Below are 26,453 nucleotides of genomic sequence, written 5' to 3' on the forward strand. Positions count from 1 at the left end.
TGGCCACCTTCGACATTCCAGCGTAATCGACCGGCGCCGGCCGCTACAATGCGCCCATGTCGCTCGAAGCCCCCGCCCTGGTTCCCCGCCCCTCCCTGCAGCGCCTGTTCCTGACCGGCCTGCTGACCCTGCTGCCGATCTGGCTGACCTGGGTCGTGGTCAAGTTCGTGTTCGTGCTGCTGTCGGGCATTTCCAGCCCGCTGGTGGTGCCGCTGTCGGAGCAGATCGCGACCAGCTTCCCGCATTACCTCGGCTGGGTCCGCGCCGAATGGATCCAGGACACCATCGCCCTGCTGGCCACCCTGCTGGTGATCCTGGCGGTGGGCGTGGCCAGTCGCCGCGTGCTCGGCCAGCGCCTGCTGCGCTGGGTCGGCGCGGTCATCAAGCGCATTCCGCTGGCCAGCATCATCTACGACAGCGCCAAGAAGCTGCTGGACATGCTGCAGACCGAACCGGGCAGCACCCAGCGTGTGGTGCTGATCGACTTCCCGCATCGCGACATGAAGTCGGTCGGCTTGGTCACCCGCGTCATCAAGGAACACGGCACCGATCGTGAGCTGGCGGCGGTGTACGTGCCGACCACGCCGAACCCGACCTCCGGCTATCTGGAAATCGTGCCGGTGGAGCTGCTGACGCCCACCGACTGGACCGTCGACCAGGCCATGAGCTTCATCATTTCCGGTGGCGCGGTGGCACCGTCCAGCGTGCCGTTCACCCGCGCTGGCGAACGCAGCGAATGACCCCCGCCCCGATCGAGCGCCCGCTGCAGGATCGCGCGGTCCTGCTGTTCATCGTGCTGGCCGCGTTCTTCTGCGGCAACGCGGTACTGGCCGAGCTGATCGGGGTGAAGATCTTCGCGCTGGAAGACACCCTGGGCATCGACCCGCTGAACTGGAACCTGTTCGGCCAGACCGGCTCGCTCAGCTTCACCGCCGGTACCCTGCTGTGGCCGGTGGTGTTCATCATGACCGACACCATCAACGAGTTCTTCGGCAAGCGCGGCGTGCGCTTCATCTCGTGGCTGGCGGTGGTGCTGATCGCCTACGGCTTCCTGTTCGCCTTCGCGGCGATCTCACTGGCGCCGGCCAGCTGGTGGGTCACCTCGATGGACCACCATGGCGTGCCGGACTACCAAGCCGCGTTCGCCGCGGTGTTCGGCCAGGGCATGTGGACCATCGGCGGTTCACTGGTGGCCTTCCTGCTCGGCCAGCTGATCGACGTGGCGGTGTTCCATCGCATCCGCCAGGCCACCGGCGAACGCCATGTGTGGCTGCGCGCCACCGGTTCGACGGCGGTCTCGCAGGTGGTGGACAGCTTCGTGGTGATCTGGATCGCCTTCGTACTGGGCCCACAGCAGTGGCCGACGTCGTTGTTCCTGGCGGTCAGCAGCGTCAACTACCTCTACAAGATGGGCTTTGCGATCGCCCTCATTCCCTTGCTGTACCTGATGCGGCGCGCGATCACACGCTATCTGGGGGCCGAGCGCGCCGCCGCGCTGCGTGCCGCTGCGTCGGCTGACTGAAGGCCCAGCAGCGGTAACCTGACTGCGCCTTCACGCTGGCCGTACGCGGCCGGATCGTGCAAGCTCCACGGTCTGTGTTCCACGGAAGCTCCTGATGCCGCATCCCACCCGCGTCCTGGCCGCCGCCATCGCCGCGTTGTTCCTGTTCAGTGCCGTGCCGTCGGCCGAAGCAGCGAAGAAGAAGGCCAGCCGCCCTGCCACCGCGCAGACCCGCCAGGCGGCCAAGCCCAAGGCCAAGCCCGCCCGCGCCACCGCGCCCGCCCGTGGCAGCAGCGCGCGCCGCGCCGCCGCGCGTCCGGTCGCCCCGGCCCGCGCCGTACCCAAGCAGGTGCAGCTGGAACGCCTGTATGACGAGTACTGGGATGCCTCGATGCGCTTGAACCCGCTGCAGGCCACGTTCCAGGGCGAAGCGCGCTACAACGATCAGCTGCCCAACATCCTGTCGGCCGCCTGGCGCCAGCAGTCGCATGACTTCACCACCCAATGGCTGGGCAAGGTCGAGAAGGTCGGCAGTGACGGCCTGCAGGGCCAGGATCTGCTCAGCTACGAGATCTTCGTGCGCGATGCGCGCGCTTCGCTGGCAGCCGAGCGCTACCCGAGCTGGATGATGCCGATCAGCCAGTACTACAACATCGGCAGCATCATGGCGATCCTCGGTGCCGGTGCCGGCGCGCAGCCGTTCAACACGGCGCAGGACTACGACACCTGGTCGCGCCGTTCGTTGGGTATTCCCGAGCTGTTCGACCAGGCCATCGACAACATGCGCCAGGGCATGAAGGCCGGCGTCGTGCAGCCGCGCGACCTGATGGAAAAGGTTCTGCCGCAGCTGGATGCGGTGATCAAGCCGACCGCCGAAGAGAGCATCTTCTGGTCGCCGATCCGTACCATGCCCACGACCATCGCGGCCGAAGACAAGGCGCGCATCAGCGCCGAGTACAAGCGCATGATCGAACTGCGCATCATGCCGGCCTACCGGGCCCTGCGCGGTTTCATCGCCACCGAATACCTGCCGGCCACGCGCGCCAGCAGTGGCCTGGGCGCACTGCCCGATGGACAGGCCTGGTACGCCAACCTGATCGTGCAGACCACCGCCAGCGATCAGAGCGCCGCACAGCTGCACGCACTGGGCGAGCAGCGCGTGCAGGAACTGCAGGCGCAGATCGCTGCGGTGATGAAGGATGCCAAGCTGCGTGGCACGCCGGCCAAGCTGCTGCGCAGCATGCGCAACGACCGCCAGTTCCAGTACAGCGATGCCAACGCACTGATCAACCGCTACCGCCAGGTGCAGCAACAGGTCAACGCGCGCCTGCCGCAGGTGCTCGACACGCTGCCCAGGTCCGCGCTGGAAGTGCGTGCGGTGGAACCGGAGCGTGCATTGACCGCCGCCGCTGCCGCCTACCAGCCGTCGCCGGCGGGGCAGCCGGGCGTGCTCTACATCAACACCCGCGACCTGCCCAGCCGCAAGCGCTGGAACGTGCCGGTGCAGTACCTGCATGAAGCGATCCCCGGCCACCATGTACAGCTGGGCCTGCAGCAGGAACTGGCCAAGTTGCCACGCTTCCGCCGCCTGGGCGGCGATCTTGCGTTCGTCGAAGGCTGGGGCCTGTACGCCGAAACGCTGGGCGAGGACCTGGGCGTCTACACCGATCCCTATGACCGCATCGGCTATCTGTACTCGCGCCTGCTGCGCGCAGCGCGCGTGGTGGCCGACACCGGCGTCAACGCCCAGGGCTGGAGCAAGCAGCAGGCGGTGGCCTACCTGCAGAAGACCGTGGACATGAGCAGCGATGATGCCAACGCCGAAGTCGAGCGGATCATGGCCCAGCCCGGCCAGGCACTGTCCAACGTGGCCGGACTGACCACCATCGTCGCCCTGCGCGACAAGGCCAAGGCCCGCCAGGGTGCCGCCTTCGATCTGCGCCGCTTCCACGCCGAACTGCTGAAGGACGGCTCGATGCCGCTGGATGTGCTGGACCGCAAGATGGAGCGCTGGATGGCCGAGCCGGCCAGCGCCGCGACCGCCCCATCCCCCTGACCCTGCCGGAGCCGCCATGCGCCCTGCCGTCGCCCTGTTCGCCGCCGTGCTGGGCCTGCTGCCCCTGGCGGGCGCCGCCGCTCCGGTGCTGACCCCGCCGGATGCGGGCATCGACGGCCTGATGCAGGCCTACGACGGCCAGGTACCTGGCGCTGCCGTGCTGGTGCTGCACAACGGGCAAGCGGTGTTTCGCCGCGGCTACGGTCTGGCGGTGCTGGAAGACAGCACGGCGGTGACGCCGGCCAGCAATTTCCGGCTGGCCTCGGTCAGCAAGCAGTTCACCGCCGCGGCGGTGCTGCTGCTGGTCGAGGACGGCCGGCTCGGGCTGGACCAGACCGCGCGGCAGTGGCTGCCCGAACTGCCGCCGGCCGCCGCGGCCATTACCCTGCGCCAACTGCTCTCACACACCAGCGGCCTGCTCGACTACGAAGACCTGATGGATCCAGCCGACAGCCGCCAGGTGCACGACGCCGACGTACTGGCCCTGCTCTCACGCCAGGACCGCCTGAACTTCGCGCCTGGCACACAGTACCGCTACAGCAACAGCGGCTACGCGCTGCTGGCACTGATCGTCGGCCGCGCATCCGGCCAGGATTTCGCCACCTTCCTGCAGCAGCGCATCTTCGTTCCGCTGGGCATGGCCCACACCGTGGCCCACCAGGACGGCGTCGATACGGTGGCCGCGCGCGCCTACGGCTACAGCCTGATCGACGGCCGCTGGCAGCGCACCGACCAGAGCACCACCAGCGCCGTGCTCGGCGATGGCGGCCTCTATTCCTCGCTCGATGACTTGGCCCGCTGGGATGCCGCGCTGTACGACAACCGCCTGTTGTCGACGGCCTCGCGCGATGCGATGTTCAGCCCGGCCACCCGTACCCCGGAACGCGACGTACCGCATTACGGTTTCGGCTGGCGGCTGCTGGGACCGGTGCAGTGGCACAGCGGCGAGAGCATCGGCTTCCGCAACGTGATCGTGCGCCATCCGGAAAAGCACCTGACCGTGATCGTGCTGACCAACCGCAACGACCCCGAACCCTATCCGCTGGCGCAGAAGATCGCCCAGCGCTGGCTGGATACCCTGCAATGACTGCCGCCCCCGACACCCTGCTGGGCTTCCACCACGCTGCGCTGATCTGCAGCGACTACGCACGCTCGAAGGACTTCTACGTGCGCATCCTCGGCCTGCGCGTGCTGGCCGAGAACCACCGCGCCGCTCGCGATTCGTGGAAACTGGACCTGGCCCTGCCCGATGGCGGCCAGCTGGAACTGTTCTCCTTCCCCTCGCCACCGCCGCGGCCCAGCCGCCCAGAGGCCCAGGGCCTGCGCCACCTCGCGTTCCGGGTGGCTGCGCTGGAGCCGTTCATCGAACGCCTGGCCCGCCACAGTGTCACCTGCGAACCGATCCGGGTGGATGAATACACCGGCCGCCGCTTCACCTTCTTCGCCGACCCCGACGGCCTGCCGCTGGAGCTGTACGAAGCCGGTTGAGGCCCTCGGGGTCGGCGGCCGGCACTACCGTGGGTGCAGGGCACAGCCCTGCCCCCTTCCCCATACTCCGCCGAATGGGTATACAGTCGGCGTGTACCGGCATCGTGCCGGAATGAACCCTGGGAGGGGACCATGCGCAAGACCTTCAAGACCCTGCTGCTGGCACTGCCGCTGTGCCTGGCCGCACTTTCGGCACAGGCCTCCGACAGCCCGGCCGGCCGCTGGAAGACCATCGACGACAAGACCGGCAAGGTGAAGTCGATCGTCGAAATCACCCAGGCCGCCAACGGTTCGCTGTCCGGCAAGGTGCTGGACGTGCTGCAGTCGGACAAGGGTCCCAACCCGGTCTGCGACGGCTGCGAGGGTGCCAACAAGAACAAGCCGGTGAAGGGCATGACCATCCTCTGGAGCCTGAAGCCCGACGGCGCCAGCAAGTGGGCCGGCGGCCAGATCCTCGACCCGGCTACCGGCAAGGTCTACAAATCCAAGATGGAACTGCAGCCCGGCGGCAACAAGCTGGACGTGGCCGGCTGCATCGCCTTCATCTGCCGCACCCAGACCTGGATCCGCGACTAAGCCCGACGGCCCGCGCAATCCCCGTGACCCGGCCCCGGCCGGGTCACCTCGTTGCGGGCATGCGATACTCTGCGGTTCCCCTCGGCTTCACCCCGCGACCATGACCCGTACCGCGCTCGTCACCACCGCCCTGCCCTACGCCAACGGCCCGCTCCACCTGGGCCACCTGGTCGGCTACATCCAGGCCGACATCTGGGTGCGTGCGCGGCGAATGAGCGGCGGCAAGGCCTGGTTCGTCTGCGCCGACGATACCCACGGCACGCCGATCATGCTGGCGGCCGAGAAGGCCGGGGTCACCCCGGAAACCTTCATCGCCAACATCCAGGCCAGCCACGAGCGTGACTTCGCCGCCTTCGGCGTCGCCTTCGACCACTACGACTCGACCAACTCGGCGGCCAACAAGGCGCTGACCGAGCAGTTCTACCTGAAGCTGGAAGCGGCCGGCCACATCAGCCGCCGTTCGGTGGCGCAGTTCTACGACCCGGCCAAGGGCATGTTCCTGCCCGACCGCTACGTCAAGGGCATCTGCCCGAACTGCGGCAGCCCCGACCAGTACGGCGACAACTGCGAAGTGTGCGGTGCCACCTATGCGCCGACCGACCTGAAGGAGCCGCGTTCGGTGATTTCCGGTGCCACGCCGGAAATGCGCGATTCGGAGCACTTCTTCTTCGAGGTGGGCCACTTCGATGCGTTCCTGCGCGAATGGCTGGCCGGCGACGTGGCGCTGCCCGGCGTGAAGGCCAAGCTCGGTGAGTGGCTCAATGCCGAAGGTGGCCTGCGCGCGTGGGACATCTCGCGCGATGCGCCGTACTTCGGCTTCCAGATTCCCGGCCAGCCGGGCAAGTACTTCTATGTCTGGCTGGACGCGCCGATCGGCTACCTGTCCAGCTTCCAGACCCTGTGCGGCAAGCTGGGCGAAGACTTCGACGCGCACCTGCGCGCCGGCACCAGCACCGAACTGCACCACTTCATCGGCAAGGACATCGTCAACTTCCACGGCCTGTTCTGGCCGGCGGTGCTGCACGGTACCGGCCATCGCGCGCCGACCCGCCTGCACGTGAACGGTTATCTGACCGTGGACGGCGCCAAGATGAGCAAGTCGCGCGGCACCTTCGTGATGGCTCGTACCTTCCTGGACGCCGGGCTGGAACCGGAAGCACTGCGCTATTACTACGCGGCCAAGTCCGGCGGCGGCGTCGACGATCTCGACCTGAACCTGGGTGACTTCATCGCCCGCGTCAACGCCGACCTGGTCGGCAAGTTCGTCAATCTGGCCAGCCGTTGCGCCGGCTTCATCAGCAAGCGCTTCGACGGCCAGCTGGCCGCGCAGCTGCCCGATGCAGCGCAGTATCAGCGCTTCGTCGATGGCCTGGCGCCGATCCGTGAAGCCTACGAGCGCAACGACCCGGCCGCGGCGATCCGCCTGACCATGACCCTGGCCGACGAAGCCAACCGCTACATCGACGACGTCAAGCCGTGGGTGATCGCCAAGCAGGACGGCGCCGACGCGCAGCTGCAGGCGGTGTGCAGCCAGGGCCTGAACCTGTTCCGCGTGCTGGTGACCGCGCTGAAGCCGGTACTGCCGGCCACCGCCGCGCAGGCCGAGGCCTTCCTGGCCGCGCCGGTGAACGACTGGACCGAGCTGGCGCAGCCGCTGCTGGGCCACCGCATCACCGACTACACCCCACTGTTCACCCGTATCGACCCGAAGAAGATTGACGCCATGATCGACGCCTCCAAGGACACCCTGCAGCCGGCCGCCGCGGCCGCCCCCGCCGCCAAGACCGAAGCGGTCAAGCCGGCCGCACCGGCACCGGCCAAGGACGACACCAAGAGCGCCGATGCGCCGGCCTACATCGGCATCGACGATTTCGCCAAGCTCGACCTGCGCATCGGCAAGGTGCTGGTATGCGAGTTCGTGGAAGGTTCGGACAAGCTGCTGCGCTTCGAACTGGACGCCGGCGAACTGGGCAAGCGCCAGATCTTCTCCGGCATCCGCGGCAGCTACGGCGAGCCGGAGCAGCTGGTCGGCCGCAGCGTGGTGTTCATCGCCAACCTGGCCCCGCGCAAGATGCGCTTCGGCCTGAGCGAAGGCATGATCCTGTCGGCCGGTTTCGACGGTGGCGCACTGGCGCTGCTGGACGCCGACAACGGTGCACAGCCGGGCATGCCGGTCCGCTGATGCCCACTGCGGGCGTGGCCACCGGCCGCGCCCGCCGGCACCGGAACGCACCGCGATGGGAGGGAACGGAATGGAACTGGCGCTGTTCGACTTCGACCACACCGTGACCACCTGCGATACCTATGGCCGCTTCCTGCGCCGTGTAGCTACCGCCGAACAGCTGGCGCAGGCGTGGTGGAAGGTCGGCCCGTGGCTGCTGGCGTACAAGCTGAAGCTGATCTCGGCCGAACGCATCCGCGCGCGCGTCACCCGCCTGACCTTCAGCGACCGCCACAGCGACGACATCGCCACGCTGGCCACCGGCTTTTCGCGTGAGTTCCTGCCCGAAGTGGTGCGCCCGGAAATGCTGGAGCAGATCCGCTGGCACAAGGAACAGCAGCACACGGTGGTGATCGTGTCCGGCTCGCTGGACCTGTACCTGCGGCCATGGTGCGAACAGCTGGGCCTGCAGTTGATCTGCAACCGCCTGGAAAGCCAGGACGGCCGCCTGACCGGTCGTTACGCCGGTGGCGACTGCGGCCCGCGCAAGGTCGAGCACATCCGCCGCCAGTTCGATCTGTCGCGCTACGTGCGCATCCATGCCTACGGTGACAGTTCCGAAGACAAGCCGATGCTGGCGCTGGCCCACGAGCGCTGGTTCCGCGGCAAACCCCTGAAGTGACCCCAACGCGCAGCCTTCGCCACGCATGAGCCTGATCCCGCCCCTGACCGAACGCCTCGACCGCCTGCTGCCGCAGACCCAATGCGGGCAGTGCGGCTACGACGGCTGCCGCCCGTACGCGCAGGCAATGGCGCGGGGCGAGGCCACGGTGGACCGCTGCCCGCCGGGCGGCGATGCCGGTGCGCGTGCACTGGCGCAGGTGCTGGGCGTGCCGGCGCTGCCGTACGACCGCTCGCGCGGCGAGCACAAGGCGCCGCAGGTGGCGCTGATCGTGGAAGCCGACTGCATCGGCTGCACCAAGTGCATCCAGGCCTGCCCGGTCGACGCCATCGTCGGCGGCGCCAAGTACATGCACACGGTGATCGCCGATCTGTGCACCGGCTGCGAGCTGTGCATTCCGCCGTGCCCGGTGGACTGCATCGAGATGCTGCCCCTGTAACAGGGGTCAGATCCCTTTCCGCAGGAAAGGGATCTGACCTATCCCGCAGTTACGGCACGGCCGCCGTCACCACGATCTCGACCTTCCATTCGGCATGGGCCAGCTTGGCCTCGACCGTGGCACGGGCCGGGGTCGCACCTTCCACCACCCACTCATCCCACGCCTTGTTCATGCCGTCGAAGTCGGCCATGTCGGCCAGGAACACTTCGGCGCGCAGCACGTGCTGGCGATCGCTGGCCACCAGCGCCAGCAGCTTGTCGATCTCGGCCAGCACCTGCCGGGTCTGCCCGGTGATGTCCTGGCTGGTGTCCTCCGGAATCTGGCCGGAGAGGTAGGCGACCTTGTTGTACACGGTCATTTCGGACATGCGCGGTCCGACGTCGTAACGCTCCATCATGGGCGTGGCTCCTTCGGGTGATCAGGCCTGCATTGTCCCCCAAACCGGTCAACGGTGGGTGCAGGACACCCCTGCACACGCAGTCACTACCCGCTTCCGACACCGCCGCTGGTCAAATGCCGAAGACAGGCGCACGATGCGCCACGCCTGCATTGACACTGCCCTCGCCCTCCCTGACGCACGCTTGCGCCGATGACCGAAACCACCGACCCCGCCACCGCTCCCTCCACCCCGGCATGGAAGCGGGTCCTGACCATCGTCGTGCCGCTGCTGATCCTCGCCCTGGCGCTGCACGGCCTGGCCAACGAGTTCGATGAGAACGGCTACCGCGCCATCCGCCACGCCTTCCACCAGCTCAGCGGCACGCAGATCGCGCTCACCGTGGTGCTGGGCCTGGCCAGCTACGCCTGCCTGATCGGCTTCGATGCCATCGGCCTGCGCCGCAGCGGTATCCGCGTGCATCCGGCGCGCGTCGGCATCACCGCGTTCCTGGCGCACACGCTGGGCCAGACCGTGGGCTTTGCTGCACTGACCGGTGGCGCGGTGCGCCTGCGCGGCTATCGCACGGCTGGCCTGGACCTGGCGCAGATCGGCCAGGTGGTGCTGATGAGCACGCTGGGCTTCGTGTTCGGTGCGTGGCTGCTGATCAGCGTGGCACTGTGCATGGAACCGGCGGCGGCGGCGCTGGCACTGCCGTTGGATCCCGATGCGGTGCGCGTGGTCGGCATCGTCGCCCTGCTCGCCTACGCGGCCACCCTGCTGCTGGTGGGGCGCGAGGGACGCCAGTTCAGCGTGTTCGGCCATGCGCTGTGGCTGCCCGACCGGCGCACCATGATCGGCGTCACCGTGCTGAGCGTCATCGAACTGGTGCTGGCCAGCGCCGCGTTCTACGTGCTGCTGCCCGATTCGACACCGACCGGCCTGCCCGGCTTCGTCGGCCTTTACCTGGTCGCGGTGCTGGCCGGCCTGGTGTCGACCGTGCCAGCCGGCCTGGGCGTGTTCGAATGGAGCCTGCTGAAGCTGCTGCCGCAGGTGGCGCCGGCGGCGGTGCTGGCGGCCGCGCTGATCTACCGCGTCACCTATTACGTGCTGCCGCTGCTGTTGGCCACCCTGCTGGCGCTGGCGCCGGCCCTGCGCCAACCGCTGCAGGCCAGCGCCGGCGCCACCCGTGCGGGTTGGAACGCGCTTCGCCCCTGGTTGCCGCAGATCATCGCGCTGGCGGTGTTCAGTGTCGGTGCCGCGCTGGTCATCGACGGCACCCTGCCGACCCCACGCCGCCACCTGCTCAACGCGTCGCTGCCGATCCTGGAAACCTCGCACCTGATCGGCAGCCTCAGTGGCGTCGCCCTGCTGCTGATCGGCCAGGGTCTGGCCCGGCGCAGCCACGCCGCGTGGATGCTGGCGATGGCGGTGTGCGTGATCACGCCGCTGCCGCTGTGGCTGCGTGGCGGCCAACCGCTGATCGCGGTCTCGGCACTGCTGGTGGCGATGGCGCTGTGGGCCGCGCGCCGCGAGTTCTACCGCCAGGGCGCGCTGCTGGACGAAGCCTGGTCCTGGCCCTGGCTGCGCAACCTGGGCCTGGTGCTGGTGGCAGTCACCTGGCTGCTGTTCTTCACCTACAGCCATGTCGAATACCAGAACGAGCTGTGGTGGCAGTTCGCGCTGTCCGGCAATGCACCGCGCGCGCTGCGTGCGCTGCTGGTGGTGGCCATTGCGCTGGTGATGTTCGGCCTGGCGCGGCTGCTGCACAGCACGCGCAGCCCGTTGCCCGCCGCCGATGAGGCCACGTTGCAGGCGCTGGCACCGGTGCTGGCCGGCGCCACCGATACCCAGGCCTGCCTGGTGCTGACCGCCGACAAGGCGGTGCTGCGCGATGATGCGAAGCAGGGCTTTGTGATGATGCAGCGCTATGGCGGCTCGCTGATCGCGATGGGCGATCCGGTCGGACCGCCGGAGGTCGCGCGCGCGTTGATCTGGCGTTTCCGCGAGGAAGCCGATCGGCTTGGCCTGCGCCCGGTGTTCTACCAGGTGGGCGAAACCTACTGGCAGACCTATCTCGATCTCGGCCTGGGCCTGGTCAAGCTGGGCGAGGAAGCGATGGTGCCACTGCACGACTTCGGCCTGGAAGGCCGCGAGCGCGCCGACCTGCGCCAAGCCTGGAATCGCGGCAAGCGCAGCGGGCTGTCGTTCCGCGTGGCGCCTACCGAAGAGATTCCCAGTCTGTTGCCGCGCCTGCATGCGATCTCCAACGCATGGCTGGAAGACAAGGCCGGCGACGAGAAGGGCTTCTCGCTGGGCAGCTACGACCCGGACTACCTGGCGCGCTTCCCGGTGGCGCTGGTCGAGGCCGAAGGGCAGATCGTCGCGTTCGCCAACCTGTGGCAGGCACCGGCCGGTGCCGAGCTGTCGGTGGACCTGATGCGCCACGTCAACGAAGCACCGAAGGGCACGATGGACTTCCTGTTCATCGAGCTGTTCCTGTGGGGGCGCGCGCAGGGCTATGCGCGTTTCTCGCTGGGCATGGCGCCGTTGTCCGGGCTGGCCCAGCATCGCCTGGCCGGGCGCTGGAACCGCCTGGCCGGCCTGCTGGCGCGGCACGGCGAACGCTTCTATGGGTTCAGTGGGCTGCGTCGCTTCAAGTCCAAGTTCGATCCGCAGTGGCGGCCGCGCTACCTCGCCGCGCCGGGCGGCATGCATCTGCCGGCAGCGCTGCTGGATGCCACGCGGTTGATCTCGCTGGACCCGCGGCGGAACTGACGCGCCGCTTGTCGCCGCGCATGGCCCGGCGCTACCGGCTCGCTCTGCGGGGTGTCGACCTTGGTCGACACGCTTCCCGGCGCCGACCAAGGTCGGCGTCTACCAACGTCCGTCGAGCATGGCTCGACGCTACATGAGCGTCAGGCGCCGCCCTTGAGGATCACGTCGGCCAGGCGATCGTAGTCGCCATTGAAGTGATGGTCGCCCGGCAGCTTCACCTTCTGCACGCCATCGTTGGCCGGCAGGCCTGGGCACAGCGCGTCATCGTCATCCTGCCCATACACGCACAGGGTCTTGGCGGCCGGCAGCTTCGCCACTTCCGGTGCGATCGGCAGCCCGTCGCCGCCACCGCCCAGCCAGTTGCTGACGTGGAATTCGAAGTCGGCCTTCTTGCCCACCGAAAGCAGCACGATGCGCTCCAGCGCCTCACGGGAAGCGGGATCGAGCTGGTTGATCGTCGCCGGCAACACATCGGCGCCCTGCGAGAAGCCGATCAGCATCACCTTGTCGCGGTGCCACTGCTGGCGATAGTGGTCGATGATCTTCTGCAGGTCGGCGGCGAATCCCTTCGGTGTGCGCTCGCTCCAGAAATAGCGCAGGGAATCGATGCCGACCACGGCCACGCCATGCTCGTTGAGCGACGACGCCACCTCCTTGTCCAGGCCGGCCCAACCGCCATCGCCGGAGACGAACACGGCCAGCGTATCGCCGTTGCCGGTGGCCGGCATTTCCACCACCGGCAGCCCCTTCAATGCGGCCGGCGGTGGCGCCAGGCTGACGCCCGCCTGCGCTCCCATCACCCGTGCCGCCGCGACCAGCCCGGGTGAGGCATCGCCACGCGCAGTGCGCTTGAATTCGCGCGCCATCGCTACCTGCTGCACGAACCGGCTGGCCTCGCCGACTTTGCAGCCGTGGTCGCCCGCGGCACTCAGCCACGGGAAATTCAACTCGGCAGGCTGCAACCTGTTGTGCTTCACGCCGTCGCCGCAGACCATGCGCTCGTGGCTGTGGTCCGGGCAGAAGCCGGTGGTCAGCAGGCCGGCAAACACCTGCGTATCGGCCTGTGCGGCCAGCGTGTAGGCCATCTCGGCGCCTTCGCCATCACCACCGACCAGCGGCAGGTGGTAGCCCGGCAGATGCAGCGACGCCTGCAGCCAGCGCGAGAAATTCTCCACATCACCGGCGCCGAACGAACAGGTCGGGTCGCCTTCGCGCTTGAGGACGCCACGCAGGTGCGCGACATCCACCGCAGCCACCAGTGCGCCGTCGGCGCGAAGGGCTTCGATGGGCAGGCGACTGGTATCTCCGCCGGCGCTGGGTTCATGGAACCAGATCACCACGCGCTGCGGTGTACCGGCCGGCATATGCACCGGAATCTGGTCGAAACGCCCGTGGCTGAACTGCTGCACGCTGCCTGCTGCCATCGCCGGCAGCGCAGCCAGCGCCAGTACCACACCCATTGCCCTGCCCAGCCCTGCACGCTTCATATCGCATCCCCGATGGAATGCGCACACGATACGCCGCCGCCGCGTGCACGGCACGTACCGGTGCAGGCCGTTGGGGCTTCAGCGGGCCGCAGCGCGGCGGCTGCGCCGGTACAACGTCAACGCCAGGTACAGCAGCCAGCCCACGATCACCGCGATCACCGCCTTCTGGCCCAGCCCGCGCGGTGGTCCGGCGCGCCACAGCACATGCAGCCACAACAGCACGAACGCCAGCCAGGCCCAGCCCCAGAGCAGGCCGGCCGCGGTCTTCCAGCCGGGCTCGCGGCGCAGATACCAGGCCTGCAGCAGCATGCCGACGCTGGCACACAGGAACGCCGTGTTGGCCGCCAGGCCATGGATGAAGGGCGCCAGCAGCGGGGTCGCCTCGGGCAACCAGCTGTCACCGATGGCGACGGTGGCCAGGCCCAGCGCGGAAACGGTGAACAGCAGGGGTGCGGCGGCGCTGCGGCGTGGGCCGACGCTGGCGCGATAGAGCGCGATGCCGAGTACCGCGATGGCCAGCGCCAGCAGGCAGTACGCCGCGCGCAACGCCAGCCCCCACGGGCCATGCAGGTAGAGGCTGAGCGTGGCCCGTACCCAGTCCAGGTCGGTGCGTGCGAACTGGGTCCACACCGCGGTAGCCACGAACACCAGCAGGGCCACCAGTGCCAGCAGCGCCGCCGGGCGCGCACGGCTCATGGCGCGGCCTCCGGATGTCGCGCCTGCCATTCCGCCAGCGCCTTGCGGTAACGCTGCAGTTCGTCGGCATACAGATCCAGCACGCACAGCGGGCAGCCGCTACCACAACATTCGTTGGGACCAGGCTCTTCCGGCGGCAGCGGACGGGGATCGGGATCGGGATCGGGAACAGGCACAGTGGCACGCGGCATGGGGGAAACAGGCGCCAGTGTAACGGCCCAGCTCAGCCGCCCAGCTGGCGGCGCAGGTTATCGCGGGCCGCGGCATCCAGGCGCTGGTGGAAGAAGTCGCTGAGGAAGATGCGCGGCGTACGCAACAGTCCCTGCAGGAAGCGGCGGCGTCCGGCACGGTACAGGAAGCCGGGCACCACGCCCTTGTACTCCTCGGCAACGCCACGGTCGTAGGCGCTGAACACCGGTTCGGGCGCGGCCAGGATCGCCATGTCGCAATCCAGGAACAGCGCCGCTTCGACATCAACGTCGTCGGGCCCCAGTTCGCCGTGGCGGGCGGTCAGCAGGATCAGCTGCTGCACCCGTCCGGCATCGATGCCGGCCAGTTCCGGCGCCTGCGCGATCGCCTGCAGCGCCAGCTGTGCCGAACGGGCCTCGTTGTCCTTGCGACCGGCCTGATAGATCGCATCGTGGTAGAGCACGGCCAGGTAGACCTCGGCCGGTTGCTGCCATCCGGGGCCGTCAGCCACCTCCTGACAGTGCTGCAACACGGCGCGCACGTGGCCGAAGTGATGGTAGGCCCGTGGCGGCGTTGCATAACTGTCCTGCAATGCCTGCCACTGCGCCGGGGCAAGTGCCAGCGGTGAGAAGTCCATGCCCGGATCATCCCGCCTGCGCGGGCCCCGGGCAAGCTGGCGAGTTTTTCACCATGCACTCACAACGCTTGCCACGCGTGGCCCTGGCACGGTTGTCCACAGCTTTGTCGAGCGCTGGTCCACATCCGCTGTGGATGAACGCGCGCGCCGACCAACGGTCGCGGCACCCGTGCAGCGGCGGGTCTACACTCGCCACAGGCGGGAGCGCCCGCCGCTGCCGGGAGCCGTCATGTACCGTCCTGCCGCCCGATTCCTGGTCATGGTGCTGGCCGCGCTGGCCACAGCGCCCGCCTCCGCACTGGACGCCCCGGCTGCGGCCTCCCCACCCGCAGCGCCGCAGTGGTCATTCCACCGCCGTCGCAGGTCTCGGAAATTCCGCCGGCCATGCGCGAGATGCTGCGCACCCAGGTGATCAGTCGTGGTTTCTCGCGCGAGCAGCGCCTGCAGGGGCTGGTCGAGATGATCTTCGACCGCCATGGACTGGACCTGCAGTACGACGCCGATGCCACCCTCACCGTCGCCGAAATCTGGCAGCAGCGCCGTGCCAACTGCCTGGCGTTCACGCTGATGTTCGTGGCCCTGGCACGCGAAGCCGGCATCCAGGCGCGCGTGCAGGAAGTCGGCCAGGTGGTGTCGTGGTATCAGGACCAGGATCAGGGGTTTGTCTACAGCGTCGGCCACGTCAATGCCGGGGTCGGCTTCGGCGGTCGCTTCGCCACCGTCGACCTTGATCGCAACGTGCTGTACGACCGTCGCGGCCCGCAACCGATCAGCGCGTCGCGGGCACTGGCGCACTTCTACAACAACCGCGGCGCCGAGCGCATGGCCAGTGGTGATCTGGACGGCGCACGCGCGTTCTTCAACGCTGCGCTGGCGCAGGACAACACCTTCGCTGCCACCTGGAACAACCTGGGCGTGCTGGAAAACCGCAGTGGCGATACCGCTGCCGCACGCCGTGCGCTGGAAATGGCCCTGCGCCTGGACGGGCGCCAGGATGCGGCACTGAGCAACGTCAGCGCGTTGTACCGCCGGCTGGGAATGGTGGTGCAGGCACAGGCGCTGGAACAGCGCCTGCGCTCGGTGCAACGCGAGGATCCGTTCGCGCAGTACATGTTCGGCGCACAGGCCGAACGTGCCGGCCGGCTGGACGATGCCATCCGCTACTACCGGCAGGCCGTGCGCCTGTATGACACCGCCCATCAATTCCACTTCGGGCTGGCGCGGGTGTACTTCCTGTCCGGCCAGCTTGGGCGTGCGGATCGTGAACTGCTGCGCGCCCAGGAACTGGGCGGCGCGCAGCAGCAGGCGCGCTACCAGGCCAAGCTGGACAGCCTGGCCCGTTGGCGTGCGCAGCAGCAGGCACGGCGCTGAAGCGGCTCAGGCCTTCTTGAGGAAGCAGGTCTTGAGCACCAGCCCCTTGATCTTGTCCGAGTTGCCTTCGATGTGTTCGGCATCGTCCTCGACCAGGCGGATGTTACGGATCACTGTGCCCTGCTTGAGCGGGATCGAAGAGCCCTTCACCTTCAGGTCCTTGATCACGGTGACGGTGTCGCCGGCCTGCAGCGTGTTGCCGTTGCTGTCACGCACGACCAGGGTCGAACCGGCGCCTTCCTCGGCGGTCCATTCGAAGCCGCAGTCGGCGCAGATCCACAGCGCGCCATCGGCGTAGGTGTTTTCAAGGGTGCACTGCGGGCAGGCGGGGACGGAAGACATCGGCAAGTACCTCAAAATGAATCAACAGCTGCCATTGTAACCGCCCGGCCCGCATGCCCATTTTCCGGGCGGGGTCCAGCGGCTCGCAGGCGCGACCAGGAACGCGGCGGCGCTGGAACTTGCAGTCGGCAGCGAACTGCCGCAGAGTGCGCGGCCCCCGCCCGCCCCCGGAACGCCCCATGCGCCTCGGCATCGACTTCGGTACCAGCAACTCCGCCGCCGCCATCGTGCATGAGGGCAAGCTGCTGCCGATCCGTTTCGGCGATGCCGAGCAGTTCCGCACCAGCGTGTATTTCCCCGGCGTGGTGCCCGACCCGGACGACTTCCAGCTCGACGATGGGCAGGAACACCAGCTGCAGCAGATGATCGACAGCGCCGCCCGCGCAGCGCGTGCCGCCGGCCAGGAACGCACGCCGCAGGCGCTGCGCCGCGAAGCCCTTCGCGCCCTGCGCCGGGAATGGATGGAAGCGCGCGCCGGCAAGGAACGCAGCGCCAGCGACCTGCTGCAGAACGCGATCTACGGCGATGAGGCCCTGGAAGCGTATTTCGAGGAGCACGAAGGCAACCTCGTGCAGAGCCCGAAATCGATGCTCGGCTACAACCTGCACCCGCGTGCGAAGCAGACCATCACCGGCATCGCCGCGCACATCCTCGAACACATCCGCCTGACCGCCAGCGCCCAGCTCGGCCAGCCGCTGCGCGCGGCACTGCTGGGCCGTCCGGTGCAGTTCCGCAGCTCGATCGGTGCGGCCGGCAACGACCAGGCGCTGGACATCCTGCGCGAAGCGGCCACCCAGGCCGGCTTCGACCACATCGACTTCCTCGAAGAACCCGCTGCGGCGGCCATGCACTACCACGCCGAAAGCCGCGAGCGGCACCAGGCGGTCATCGTCGACATCGGCGGCGGCACCACCGACATCGCCCACGCCGAAGTCGGCGGTGAAGCGGCACCGCGCATCCACCGTGCCTGGGGTATCGCCCGCGGCGGTACCGATATCGACCTGGCGCTGAGCCTGTCCAGCTACATGCCGCTGTTCGGTCGCGGCATCACCCGCGTGCCCGCTCACCATTACGTGGAAGCGGCCACCGTGCAGGACATGACCCGCCAACGCGATTTCCGCCAGCACAAGTACGACCATGTGGACGCACCGTGGGGCGACCGCCTGCAGGCGCTGCAGGACACCGGCAACACCGCCCGCCTGTACCGCGATGTCGAGCGGGCCAAGATCGCCCTCAGCGCTGCCAGCGAACACCGCAGCACGCTGGACTACATCGCCCGCGACCTGCACGCCGACAGCAGCGCCGAAGGCCTGGCCATGGCCGCCCATGGCTACCTGGAGCAGATCCGCGAACTGCTGGCCCAGGTGCGCAGTGACATCGGTGGCGACCCGGATGCGGTGTTCCTGACCGGCGGCATGTCCCGCGCCGGCTACCTGCGCCAGGTTGTGGCGGCGGCCTTCCCGGGTGCCCGCGTGGTCCACGGCGAGCCTTCGCTGGGGGTGGTCCAGGGCCTGGCGCTGGCGGCAGCCAGCCAGGATTAACAAATCGTTACGCGACCTAAGTTACTCTTGGTCGGCTAGAACTCCGCTGCACCTTCCATCGGCCACGCCGGTGTGTGTCTAACGTGCAGCCCGGCCCGCCCTGCGGGCCTAGCGGCCATGCCTTCCTGGCTCGTTCATGGTCCGCGTACCACCGGAGCCGCCATCGAGACCCGCTTTGGGCACCCGCCAGGCCCCAGAGGCCTTACAACCTGACGCAGCACCTGCACCCATCGACTGCCGCCGTTGTGACGCGGTCTGTTGCCGGCTGCCCGTGCTGCTGCAGCCCGGCGACCAGGTGCCCGGCCAGTTCCTTTCGCGCGACGCGCACGGCCGTGCCGTGATGGCGCGCAACGAGGAAGGCTGGTGCGCGGCGATCGATCCCTATCACCTGCGCTGCACGATCTATTCGCAGCGCCCGGCGATCTGCCGCCAGTTTTCGATGGGCGGCGATGACTGCCGCCGCGAGCGGCAGGACTACCTGCGCCAGGCCGATGCCTGGGCGCTTTCCTCCCCTTCCACCTGACAGGAGCAACCATGCCCCGCAAGGCAAAGACCCCCGCGAAGGCCAGCAACAGCATCCGCAGCGAACGCAAGGGCGCGGCCGCCAGCACCGTGGTCAGCAGTGATTCGATCGCTTCGGACCTGGCTGCGTTCCGCAAGGCCGGTGGCAAGATCGAAGTCCTCGGCACCACCTGGGCGCTGAAGAAAGCCAGCTGACCCCGCTCCGACCGCGGCGGCGCTGCCGCCGCGGCCTGCCCGATCGCGCTCAGCGGTCCAGGCGAACCTGCACGCTGCCCGAATGCGACTGGATGCGGATGTCACCATCACCGCCGCCCAGCCGCGTATCCAGATGGCTGCCCGGGCCATAGCGCGGCCGCTCCACCTGGCCGGCATCGCTGTTGATCGAACCGCTGAAGCTGTTCACCGACAGCTGTGCCGACACCGTGCGCGGCAGCCGCAGATTGACCGAGGCACTCACCGATTCGACGCTGATACGGCCGCCGGGTGCCAACCCGGCTGCTGCCAGGTCGATGCTGCCCGAGACGGTCTCCACGGCCAGCCGCTGCACGCGCCCGGCGTCCACCTCGACCCGGCCGGACACCGTCTGCGCCCCGATATCGCCCGACAAGCCGCCCCCGGCCTCGATCCGGCCGCTGACCGTGTTCACGTCCAGCTTCGGCGTCTGCAACCGCGCATTGACGCTGCCGCTGACCGTATTGAGCTTGCTGTCGCCACTGCGCCCGGATGCGGACAGGCTGCCGCTGACCGTGTCGGCCTGCAGGCGGCGTACGTCGATGCCCGCGATGTCCTGGCTGGCACTGACCGTGCTCAGCAGCAGTTCCACTGAACGCGGCACGTTCAGCACCAGCGTCGCCCCCATTGTTGTTGCGACGCGGGTACTCGATCTCCCAGCGCACGCGGTTGGCACTCTTCTCCTGGCGCAGCTGCAGGCCGTCACTGAGCGTGCCGGTGAGCTGCACGTCATTGCGATCCCAGCCGCGCACGGTCACCTTGCCGGCCACGTTGCTCAGTTCAATGCGCCCTCCTGTGGCCAGGGTGTGGCGTTCGTCGATGCGGGTGTCGGCCAGCGCCACGGCAGGCACCAGCAGCAGCGCGACGCAGCAGGACATCAGGGTTCGGGTCATGGGGGTCTCCTCAGGTCGTCAGGCCGGACTCGACGGCATAGGCCGCCTGCCGGGTCAGTTCCAACCGCAGCGCATAGGTGCGCTTGAGCTGGCCAAGCAGGTGCGGGGCGCGCGGATCCTGCGCCAGCGCGGCACGGATCTGCGCCGCACTTTCATCCAGTTCATGCAGCGCCGGCTGCCATTCCGGTGCGCGCCCATCGGGCAGCGCCGCAACGGCCTGCTGGTACTGTGCGGTCATCGCCGCCGCCTGCAGCTGCAGGGGGACGGCGCCGGCGCGTCCGGCGGCGCATGGCGCCACGGCGCCACCGCATACAGCGCCAGGCTGGCCGCCAGCGCAGCGCCCAACGGCAACCACACGCGGCGCGGCGAACGTCGCGGCAGCGCCACCACGTTGCCGGTGGTCACCGCAGCCGCCTGCGCCTGGCGTGGCGGCAGCCGGGCCGACAGGCGTGCCCAGCCATCGGCCGGCACACCGCGCTCGTTGGGCAGCGCGCGCAGCCGGGCCTGCAGGTCGGGGTCGGAATCGTGGTCGTGCGTACTCATGTCATGTCTCCCAGCCGTGCGCGCAACAGGCCGCGCGCACGATGCAACTGTGCTTTGGAACTGCCGACAGCCATCTGCAGCTGCTCGGCGATTTCCTGGTGTTTCCAGCCTTCGATATCGTGCAGTACCAGTACCGCACGCGCTCGTGGTGGCAGTGTCGACAATGCGCGCTCCAGGTCACGCTCGGTGCCCGCGCAACGGTCATGCACCGCCAGTTCCTGCAGGCCGCCGTCGACATCCTCCAGACTGTCGTGGTCCTGCCCGGCGGCGCGACCGCGCAGTTCCATCAGTGCGGCGTTGACCCCCAGCCGATGCAGCCAGGTCGACAGGCTGCTCTCGAAACGGAACCCCGGCAGCGCCTTCCACGCCTGCAGGAAGGCTTCCTGCAATGCATCCTCGGCACGTGCCTGCTGGCCGCCACACAGCCGCCACAGCACGGCGAACACGCGTGGCGCGTGGCGCCGGTACAGCAGTTCATAGGCGGCCGTATCGCCGGCGGCGGCCGCCCGCACCAACGCGGGTTCATCGACGGCGTCGTTGGCGGCAGGCGGCGCGGGCATGGTGGTGTCGAGCATATCGCTTGGATGCGGCGAGCCGGGAAAAGGTTTAGAGCCGACCCTCGCGTGAAGCGATGCAACCTTTCCGGTGGTTGCTGCATCCATGGGAAGTCCCTGCTGAAAACCTCCTGTGGAGCCCTGACATGTCCAGCCCAACCTGCGCCGCCCTGCTGGTGATCGCCGCCTGCGTCGTGCTGCAGGCCCTGGGCCTGTCGCTGCATCTGCGGGCCGACGCCGGCCGCGCCTGCCTGCACCAGCATCGCCAGGCGCTGGTGTGCCTGGCCTGGACACCGATGGTCGAAACACCGGCACGCGGCGGGTAACATCGAGGGCCGTTATCGCCACCTGTTGTCGCCCCCATGATGTTGTCGCTGAAGGATCACCTGCCGGCCTGGACCCACCCGTGGCTGAACTACGCAGGCGTCGCCCTGCAGATCGTGCTGGTGCTGCTGGTGGCCTGGCTGCTGCGGGTGCTCGCCCGCCGCCTGATCCGGCGCTTCGCCGAGCACTACACACTGCCACCGGAAATGGTGATGGGCGCGCGCCGCATCATCAGCTTCGTGGTCTATTTCAGTGCTCTGCTGTACATCCTCAGCCTGCTCGGGGCATCGCCGTCAGTGCTGTGGACCGCCTTCACCGGTTTCGCCGCAGTGGGTGCGGTGGCCTTCTTCGCAGCCTGGAGCGTGCTGTCCAACATCTTCTGCACGCTGCTGATCTTCACCACCCGCCCGTTCCGCCTGCACGACTACATCGAGGTGCTGGAGAACGGCGAAAAGCCGGGCCTGAAGGGCCGGGTGATCGACGTCAACCTGATCTACACCACGCTGCAGGAGACCGGTGACGGCCACGAGGGCACCGTGCTGCAACTGCCGAACAACCTGTTCTTCCAACGCACGGTGCGCCGCTGGCGCGACCCGGCGCAGGCCCCCGGCGGCATCCAGGGCGACGGCTGAGGCTTTTCTTAGCAGGGCTTGCAGCCCTGCACCTGCCTGGAGCAACGGCAACCTCAACGTCAGAAGCAACAGCTTGCTATCCGTGGGTTGGCGGGCTGGGTCCGGTTGAGGGGGACGCCGTAAATACGTCCATGTAGGCTCGGTCGCCGCATCCATGCGGCTCACGCCCCCTCAACCGGACCCACCCCGCCTTCGACAGTTTCCTCCGGTCTGTTGGACATGCCGATGGGGTCAGATCCGTTTTCCTGCGGAAAACGGATCTGACCCCGATTTATTTCGATATCTGACGGATTTCATCCACGCATGGCGTGGATCCACCCGATCGCGGGGATCTGTCAGAGGTGGGGCGGTGTGGGTAGGCAGGACCGTTGGCGCCATGGATGGCGCCATCGAGCCCCCATGGATGGGTTTACGGCGTGTCCTGCCTGCCCACACCGTCCCACCATCCCTCGGGAAGCCGCTTTGGCTTTGGACGCTGCTCTTGCCGTTGCATTGAGCAGGTGCAGGGCGCAGCCCTGCCGGACACCCTTACCTCAGCTGGCTGTCCTTGCTGCCGCGGCGGTTGTACCCGCTCTGGGCCTGTTCCGCTTCATCGTGTGCCTGCTGGCAGGCCACGCACAGGCGCACGCCGGGCACGGCCTGACGCCGCGCCAACGGGATCGGCGCATCGCATTCCTCACAGTGTTCCAGACCCGGGCCCTGGCGCAGCTGGCGCCGCGCACGCGCAATCGCATCGTCAACGGTGGCGTCGATCTGGTCCTGGACCGCGCCGTCTCCCGCCCAACCGGTGGCCATGGCCATCCTCCGCAGGTGTGTCGCCCGATATGGGGACGATGCACTCCGCCGCCAATGGTAGCGCCGGGCCATGCCCGGCGGGCGTAGCGGTCGGTTCAGCCGCGCCTTACCAGACCAGGTCGTCGGGTACCTGGAACTGGGCGTAGTAGGCATCGTCCTCGGCGTTGCCGGTGGAGATCTCGGCGCTCGAGCCCGGCTGACCGTGGTCGACGATGATCGCCTCCGGGGTGCGCTCGCGCACCTTCTCGGCGGCGGCGCGTGGCAGCAGCGCGTAGCCGTCACCGTGGGCCACGATCACCAGCACACCCACCGACAGCGCCTTGCGCAGCTTGGGGTCGATCAGCAGGGTGCGGATCGCCGCGCCGTCGCTGAAGCGGTACTCGTCATCGCCCTTGTGGGGCACGGCGTGGGCACTGATGATCTGCCTGGCCTGCGCCTTCTGTTCAGCCTGCTTGGCCTGGGCATTGCGCTCGGCGGCCAGCATGCGGTCGCGCTCGACCTTCTCGGCGCGGGCGCGTTCAGCTTCGCGCTGGACCTCGGCCGAGGTCGATTCGGCCTTGCCCTGCCGGGCCTTGGCCTGCTCGCGCGCGGCGGCGCTGGCCTGCGACTTCTTGGCCAGGCCGGCCTTGAGCAATTGTTCCTGCAGCGCGTTGGGCTTTGCCATGGTCGATGCGTACCGCGTGTAATCTGGATGCCCCATTCTACCGACGCCCCGCCGCCCCTGCATGGCAGTCCTGAAGTACCTCACCGGCTATCCCGAACCCCTGGTCGCCCAGGTCAGCGAACTGCTGGTGCAGGGCAAGCTCGGCCCCTGGCTGCAGCAACGCTATCCCGACCCGCACGAGGTGCGCAGCGATCGGCAGTTGTACGACTACACCCAGGACCTGAAGGACCGCTACCTGCGCAAGTCGGTGCCGCTCAACAAGGTCTGCTACGACAACACCCTGGAAGTGATCAAGCACGCACTGGGCACGCATACCGCCATTTCCCGCGTGCACGGCGGCCGCCTCAAGGCCAGCCGTGAGATCCGCATCGCTACCGTGTTCCGCCAGGCGCCAGCGGCGTTCCTGCGCATGATCGTGGTGCATGAGCTGGCGCACCTGAAGGAGGCCGACCACAACAAGGCCTTCTACCAGCTGTGCCAGCACATGGAACCGGATTACCTGCAGCTGGAGTTCGATACCCGCCTGTACCTGACCGAGCTGGCCAACCGCGGCCAGCGCTGACCGCCCGCAGCAGCTACACTGCGCGCCCCCTGCCCGACCTGCCCGCCATGGAACCGACCCGTCTCGACAAACACCTGTCCGCCCTGCTCGGGATCCCGCGCGGCGAGGCGCGGCGCTACATCGAGGGCGGCTGGGTTTCGGTCAACGGCGAGGTGGTGGAACAACCGCAGCGGCCGGTCGATGACAGCGCGGTGATCGTGGTGGCCGACCAGGCCAGCGACGACAAGGCCGAACGGGTCAGCATGCTGCTGCACAAGCCGGCCGGCGTTGCCGCCGAAACCCTGTGCGCGCTGGTCAGCAGCGACAGTCGCAGCGAGCTCGATGCCAGCGGCATCCGCCCCCTGCAACGGCATTTCCACGGCCTGCAGCTGGCCGCCTCGCTTCCGGCCAGTGACAGCGGCCTGGTGGTGGTCAGCCAGGATCCGGCCGCGCTGGCCCATCTGCAGCGCAATCTGGGCCGCACCGAGCAGGAATACCTGATCGAAGTGGCCGAAGGCGGCCCCGAGCGCGGGCCGTGGCTGATGGCGCGGCTGCAGCAGGAATCCGGTGGCGCCAAGGTCAGCTGGCAGAGCGAGCAGCGCCTGCGCTTCGCCGGCAAGGGGCTGACCGCCAAGGGCCTGCGCGTGGCGGTGACCGCCGCCGGCCTGCAGGTGCTGGCCGTGCGCCGACTGCGCATCGGCCGCGTGGCATTGGGGCCGCTGCCGCCGGCGCAGTGGCGTTACCTGGGCAGCGACGAGCGGTTCTGAGGCTCCGGGGTCGGATCCCTTGCCGCAGGCAAGGGCTCTGACCCCGAACTGATCCTGTAGACATTCCTCCACGCATGGCGTGGCTCTACCATCGGGGCATGAGCCCACCCAAGCCCCTGTGGCGACGCCTGCTGCGCATCGCTGCACTCCTCCTCGCCGCACTGTTGCTGCTGGTCTTGTCCGGCCTGCTGCTGGCCGACCATCTCACGCCGCAGGCGCAGGGCGCGCCCTCGCAGGTGCTGCCGTTGCAGCCGGCGCAGACCCGCATCGACCAGGAGATCGTGCCGCTGCAGGATGCCCATCCCGGCAAGTCCGGCGTGGCCTTCCTCAGTGATGGCATGGACGCGTTCGCCGCGCGCGCGATGATCACCGCACACGCCGGCCGCAGCCTCGACCTGCAGTACTACATCTGGCACGACGACCTGATCGGCCACCTGATGGCCAAGGCGCTGTATGACGCAGCCGAGCGCGGTGTGCGCGTGCGCATCCTGCTGGATGACATGAATGCCAAGGACAAGGACGCGCTGATGATGGCGCTCGATGCGCACCCCAACATCGAGATCCGCCTGTACAACCCGTTCCGCAACCGCAGCGGCATCGCCCGCACGCTGGAACTGGTGCAACGCGCCTTCAGCGTGAACCACCGCATGCACAACAAGAGCTGGATCGCCGATGGCCGCATCGCCATCGTCGGTGGCCGCAACATCGGCGAGGAATACTTCAGTGCGCGCGATGATGTGAACTTCCAGGACCTGGACCTGGTGGTGGCCGGGCCGGCCGTGCTGCAGGCCAACCAGATCTTCGACGACTACTGGAACAGCAGCGCGGCGATTCCGATTTCCGCACTGGCGTCCTACACCGATGCGCAGCTGCGGCAGCTGGTGCGCCAATCGGACCTGGATGCGATGCAGGCCAAGGCCCAGCCCTACCTGCAGCGCGTGGCAGCCTCGCGCCTGCTGCAGCGGCCCAGCCCGGAACCACTGCACTGGAGCGCCGAGGTCCGCATCGCCTCCGATCCGCCGATGAAGCATCGCGACGATGATCGCCGCAGCTGGCTGGTCAGCACGCTGAGCGAAGAACTGCGCAGCACCCGCCGCAGCGCGCTGCTGATCTCGCCCTACTTCGTGCCCGGCGACGATGGCGTGCATGCGCTGTCGACACTGGCCGCCACGGGCGCGCAGGTCGGTGTGGTCACCAACTCGCTGGCCGCCAACGATGTGGCCGCCGTGCATGGGGGTTACATGGGTTACCGCGTTCCACTGCTGCAGGCCGGCGTGCAGCTGTACGAACTGAAGGCGCACGGCCGTCCCGATACCAGCCTGTTCGGCAGCAGTGGCGCCAGCCTGCATACCAAGGCGTTCGTGGTCGACGACCGGCGCGGCTTCGTCGGCTCGTTCAACCTCGACCCGCGCTCGGCCTACCTCAACACCGAGATGGGTGTGCTGTTCGATGATCCGGTACTCGGGGCGCAGCTGCGCGAGGAGTACCTGCGCCTGGCCAACCCCGCGCACAGCTGGTGGCTGGCCCTGGACCACAACGACAGGCTGCGCTGGCTGGAACGGCAGCCGCCACCGCACTGGGTGGAGGCCGAACCCGGTGCCAGCCTGGGCAAGCGCTGGACCGCGCGGGTGATCAGCTGGCTGCCGGTGGAATCGCAGCTGTAGGTT

Annotated in this window: 27 protein-coding genes and 3 pseudogenes; 19 read left to right on the forward strand and 11 right to left on the reverse strand. The window is 68.3% G+C overall.

All coding sequences use genetic code 11. The features are described from left to right. Positions 1–56 precede the first annotated feature (56 nt). From N4G47_RS13860 to rnfB, 9 genes are all read left to right on the forward strand, one after another. The gene (locus tag N4G47_RS13860; protein ID WP_111204456.1) at positions 57–740 is read left to right on the forward strand and encodes a DUF502 domain-containing protein; all 684 of its coding nucleotides are present in this window, start codon (positions 57–59) and stop codon (positions 738–740) included. Further along, positions 737–1,522, forward strand: coding sequence for a queuosine precursor transporter (locus N4G47_RS13865; protein WP_475287833.1), 786 nt, complete (start codon positions 737–739; stop codon positions 1,520–1,522). Before N4G47_RS13860 ends, N4G47_RS13865 begins: the two co-directional genes overlap by 4 nt. 94 nt (positions 1,523–1,616) lie before the next feature. Continuing rightward, a complete protein-coding gene (locus tag N4G47_RS13870; RefSeq protein ID WP_475287835.1) occupies positions 1,617–3,557 on the forward strand; it encodes a DUF885 domain-containing protein in 1,941 nt (646 codons plus the stop codon). Positions 3,558–3,573: 16 nt separating this feature from the next. Continuing rightward, positions 3,574–4,644, forward strand: coding sequence for a serine hydrolase domain-containing protein (locus tag N4G47_RS13875; RefSeq protein ID WP_475287837.1), 1,071 nt, complete (start codon positions 3,574–3,576; stop codon positions 4,642–4,644). Next, positions 4,641–5,045 (forward strand): SMU1112c/YaeR family gloxylase I-like metalloprotein, encoded by a 405-nt coding sequence (gloA2, locus tag N4G47_RS13880; protein ID WP_475287840.1) that lies wholly within the window; start codon positions 4,641–4,643, stop codon positions 5,043–5,045. Before N4G47_RS13875 ends, gloA2 begins: the two co-directional genes overlap by 4 nt. A 132-nt stretch (positions 5,046–5,177) precedes the next feature. Continuing rightward, complete coding sequence (locus tag N4G47_RS13885; RefSeq protein ID WP_107231139.1) at positions 5,178–5,621, forward strand: DUF2147 domain-containing protein; 444 nt, start codon at positions 5,178–5,180, stop codon at positions 5,619–5,621. A 100-nt stretch (positions 5,622–5,721) separates the two neighbouring features. Next, positions 5,722–7,803, forward strand: a complete 2,082-nt coding sequence (metG, locus tag N4G47_RS13890) for a methionine--tRNA ligase (RefSeq protein ID WP_475287842.1) — start codon at positions 5,722–5,724, stop codon at positions 7,801–7,803. 70 nt (positions 7,804–7,873) lie between these two features. Beyond that, positions 7,874–8,464 carry an HAD family hydrolase gene (locus N4G47_RS13895; protein WP_107231141.1) on the forward strand — a complete coding sequence of 197 codons (591 nt, stop codon included), beginning with the start codon at positions 7,874–7,876 and terminating at the stop codon, positions 8,462–8,464. Positions 8,465–8,489: 25 nt separating this feature from the next. Next, positions 8,490–8,903 carry an Rnf electron transport complex subunit RnfB gene (gene rnfB / locus N4G47_RS13900; RefSeq protein WP_249843267.1) on the forward strand — a complete coding sequence of 138 codons (414 nt, stop codon included), beginning with the start codon at positions 8,490–8,492 and terminating at the stop codon, positions 8,901–8,903. 49 nt (positions 8,904–8,952) lie between these two features. On the opposite strand, the gene N4G47_RS13905 is transcribed toward rnfB, so the two are convergent. After that, the gene (locus tag N4G47_RS13905) at positions 8,953–9,300 is read right to left on the reverse strand and encodes a RidA family protein (protein WP_049426796.1); all 348 of its coding nucleotides are present in this window, start codon (positions 9,298–9,300) and stop codon (positions 8,953–8,955) included. A gap of 192 nt (positions 9,301–9,492) precedes the next feature. On the opposite strand from N4G47_RS13905, the gene mprF reads away from it, so the two are divergent. Beyond that, positions 9,493–12,057, forward strand: coding sequence for a bifunctional lysylphosphatidylglycerol flippase/synthetase MprF (gene mprF, locus N4G47_RS13910; protein WP_475287848.1), 2,565 nt, complete (start codon positions 9,493–9,495; stop codon positions 12,055–12,057). Between the two features lie 140 nt (positions 12,058–12,197). Here mprF and N4G47_RS13915 read toward each other — a convergent pair whose 3' ends face one another. The 4 genes from N4G47_RS13915 to N4G47_RS13930 form a co-directional block, all read right to left on the reverse strand. After that, on the reverse strand, positions 12,198–13,544 hold the full coding sequence (locus N4G47_RS13915; RefSeq protein WP_475287850.1) for a virulence factor family protein: 1,347 nt from the start codon (positions 13,542–13,544) through the stop codon (positions 12,198–12,200). Between the two features lie 78 nt (positions 13,545–13,622). Then, the gene (locus N4G47_RS13920; RefSeq protein ID WP_475287852.1) at positions 13,623–14,240 is read right to left on the reverse strand and encodes a DUF998 domain-containing protein; all 618 of its coding nucleotides are present in this window, start codon (positions 14,238–14,240) and stop codon (positions 13,623–13,625) included. Beyond that, the gene (locus N4G47_RS13925) at positions 14,237–14,431 is read right to left on the reverse strand and encodes an oxidoreductase-like domain-containing protein (protein ID WP_475287855.1); all 195 of its coding nucleotides are present in this window, start codon (positions 14,429–14,431) and stop codon (positions 14,237–14,239) included. Before N4G47_RS13925 ends, N4G47_RS13920 begins: the two co-directional genes overlap by 4 nt. A 32-nt stretch (positions 14,432–14,463) precedes the next feature. Continuing rightward, on the reverse strand, positions 14,464–15,066 hold the full coding sequence (locus N4G47_RS13930) for an HD domain-containing protein (protein WP_475287857.1): 603 nt from the start codon (positions 15,064–15,066) through the stop codon (positions 14,464–14,466). A gap of 229 nt (positions 15,067–15,295) precedes the next feature. Between N4G47_RS13930 and N4G47_RS13935 the strand changes: the two are divergent. After that, a pseudogene (locus N4G47_RS13935) lies at positions 15,296–16,437 on the forward strand (transglutaminase domain-containing protein). A 6-nt stretch (positions 16,438–16,443) separates the two neighbouring features. On the opposite strand, the gene N4G47_RS13940 reads toward N4G47_RS13935, so the two are convergent. Beyond that, on the reverse strand, positions 16,444–16,779 hold the full coding sequence (locus N4G47_RS13940) for a zinc ribbon domain-containing protein YjdM (protein ID WP_249843261.1): 336 nt from the start codon (positions 16,777–16,779) through the stop codon (positions 16,444–16,446). Positions 16,780–16,958: 179 nt separating this feature from the next. Here N4G47_RS13940 and N4G47_RS13945 point away from each other — a divergent pair, with 179 nt between their 5' ends. The 3 genes from N4G47_RS13945 to N4G47_RS13955 all read left to right on the forward strand — a co-directional run bounded on the left by N4G47_RS13945 (position 16,959) and on the right by N4G47_RS13955 (position 19,037). Further along, complete coding sequence (locus N4G47_RS13945) at positions 16,959–18,320, forward strand: Hsp70 family protein (protein WP_475287861.1); 1,362 nt, start codon at positions 16,959–16,961, stop codon at positions 18,318–18,320. A 229-nt stretch (positions 18,321–18,549) separates the two neighbouring features. Then, positions 18,550–18,843, forward strand: a complete 294-nt coding sequence (locus N4G47_RS13950) for a YkgJ family cysteine cluster protein (protein ID WP_106551109.1) — start codon at positions 18,550–18,552, stop codon at positions 18,841–18,843. Between the two features lie 11 nt (positions 18,844–18,854). Next, positions 18,855–19,037: a hypothetical protein gene (locus N4G47_RS13955; protein WP_005410566.1), complete on the forward strand. Its 183-nt coding sequence runs from the start codon at positions 18,855–18,857 to the stop codon at positions 19,035–19,037. Between the two features lie 49 nt (positions 19,038–19,086). On the opposite strand, the pseudogene N4G47_RS13960 reads toward N4G47_RS13955, so the two are convergent. From N4G47_RS13960 to N4G47_RS13970, 3 genes and pseudogenes are all read right to left on the reverse strand, one after another. Beyond that, positions 19,087–19,966, reverse strand: a pseudogene (locus N4G47_RS13960) (DUF4097 family beta strand repeat-containing protein). Between the two features lie 10 nt (positions 19,967–19,976). After that, positions 19,977–20,509: pseudogene (locus N4G47_RS13965) on the reverse strand (hypothetical protein). Next, positions 20,506–21,084: an RNA polymerase sigma factor gene (locus N4G47_RS13970; RefSeq protein ID WP_032965935.1), complete on the reverse strand. Its 579-nt coding sequence runs from the start codon at positions 21,082–21,084 to the stop codon at positions 20,506–20,508. The pseudogene N4G47_RS13965 and the gene N4G47_RS13970 overlap by 4 nt, the downstream one beginning before the upstream one ends. Before the next feature lie 125 nt (positions 21,085–21,209). Between N4G47_RS13970 and N4G47_RS13975 the strand changes: the two genes are divergently transcribed. Beyond that, entirely contained in the window at positions 21,210–21,389 is a 180-nt protein-coding gene (locus N4G47_RS13975) for a hypothetical protein (protein ID WP_057497409.1), read from the forward strand. Positions 21,390–21,425: 36 nt separating this feature from the next. Further along, positions 21,426–22,019, forward strand: coding sequence for a mechanosensitive ion channel domain-containing protein (locus N4G47_RS13980; RefSeq protein ID WP_475287864.1), 594 nt, complete (start codon positions 21,426–21,428; stop codon positions 22,017–22,019). A 528-nt stretch (positions 22,020–22,547) separates the two neighbouring features. Here the strand turns inward: N4G47_RS13980 and N4G47_RS13985 are convergent. Both N4G47_RS13985 and N4G47_RS13990 read right to left on the reverse strand, forming a co-directional pair. Further along, on the reverse strand, positions 22,548–22,814 hold the full coding sequence (locus N4G47_RS13985) for a DksA/TraR family C4-type zinc finger protein (RefSeq protein ID WP_107231154.1): 267 nt from the start codon (positions 22,812–22,814) through the stop codon (positions 22,548–22,550). Between the two features lie 106 nt (positions 22,815–22,920). Then, positions 22,921–23,478, reverse strand: coding sequence for a DUF2058 domain-containing protein (locus N4G47_RS13990; protein WP_475287867.1), 558 nt, complete (start codon positions 23,476–23,478; stop codon positions 22,921–22,923). A gap of 61 nt (positions 23,479–23,539) precedes the next feature. On the opposite strand from N4G47_RS13990, the gene N4G47_RS13995 reads away from it, so the two are divergent. From N4G47_RS13995 to N4G47_RS14005, 3 genes are all read left to right on the forward strand, one after another. Next, positions 23,540–24,040 (forward strand): M48 metallopeptidase family protein, encoded by a 501-nt coding sequence (locus tag N4G47_RS13995; RefSeq protein ID WP_475287868.1) that lies wholly within the window; start codon positions 23,540–23,542, stop codon positions 24,038–24,040. Between the two features lie 47 nt (positions 24,041–24,087). Further along, a complete protein-coding gene (locus N4G47_RS14000; RefSeq protein ID WP_475287870.1) occupies positions 24,088–24,786 on the forward strand; it encodes an RNA pseudouridine synthase in 699 nt (232 codons plus the stop codon). Positions 24,787–24,860: 74 nt separating this feature from the next. Further along, on the forward strand, positions 24,861–26,450 hold the full coding sequence (locus N4G47_RS14005) for a phospholipase D family protein (RefSeq protein ID WP_475287872.1): 1,590 nt from the start codon (positions 24,861–24,863) through the stop codon (positions 26,448–26,450). Positions 26,451–26,453: the final 3 nt, after the last annotated feature.

The organism is Stenotrophomonas sp. GSD10 (assembly GCF_056172695.1).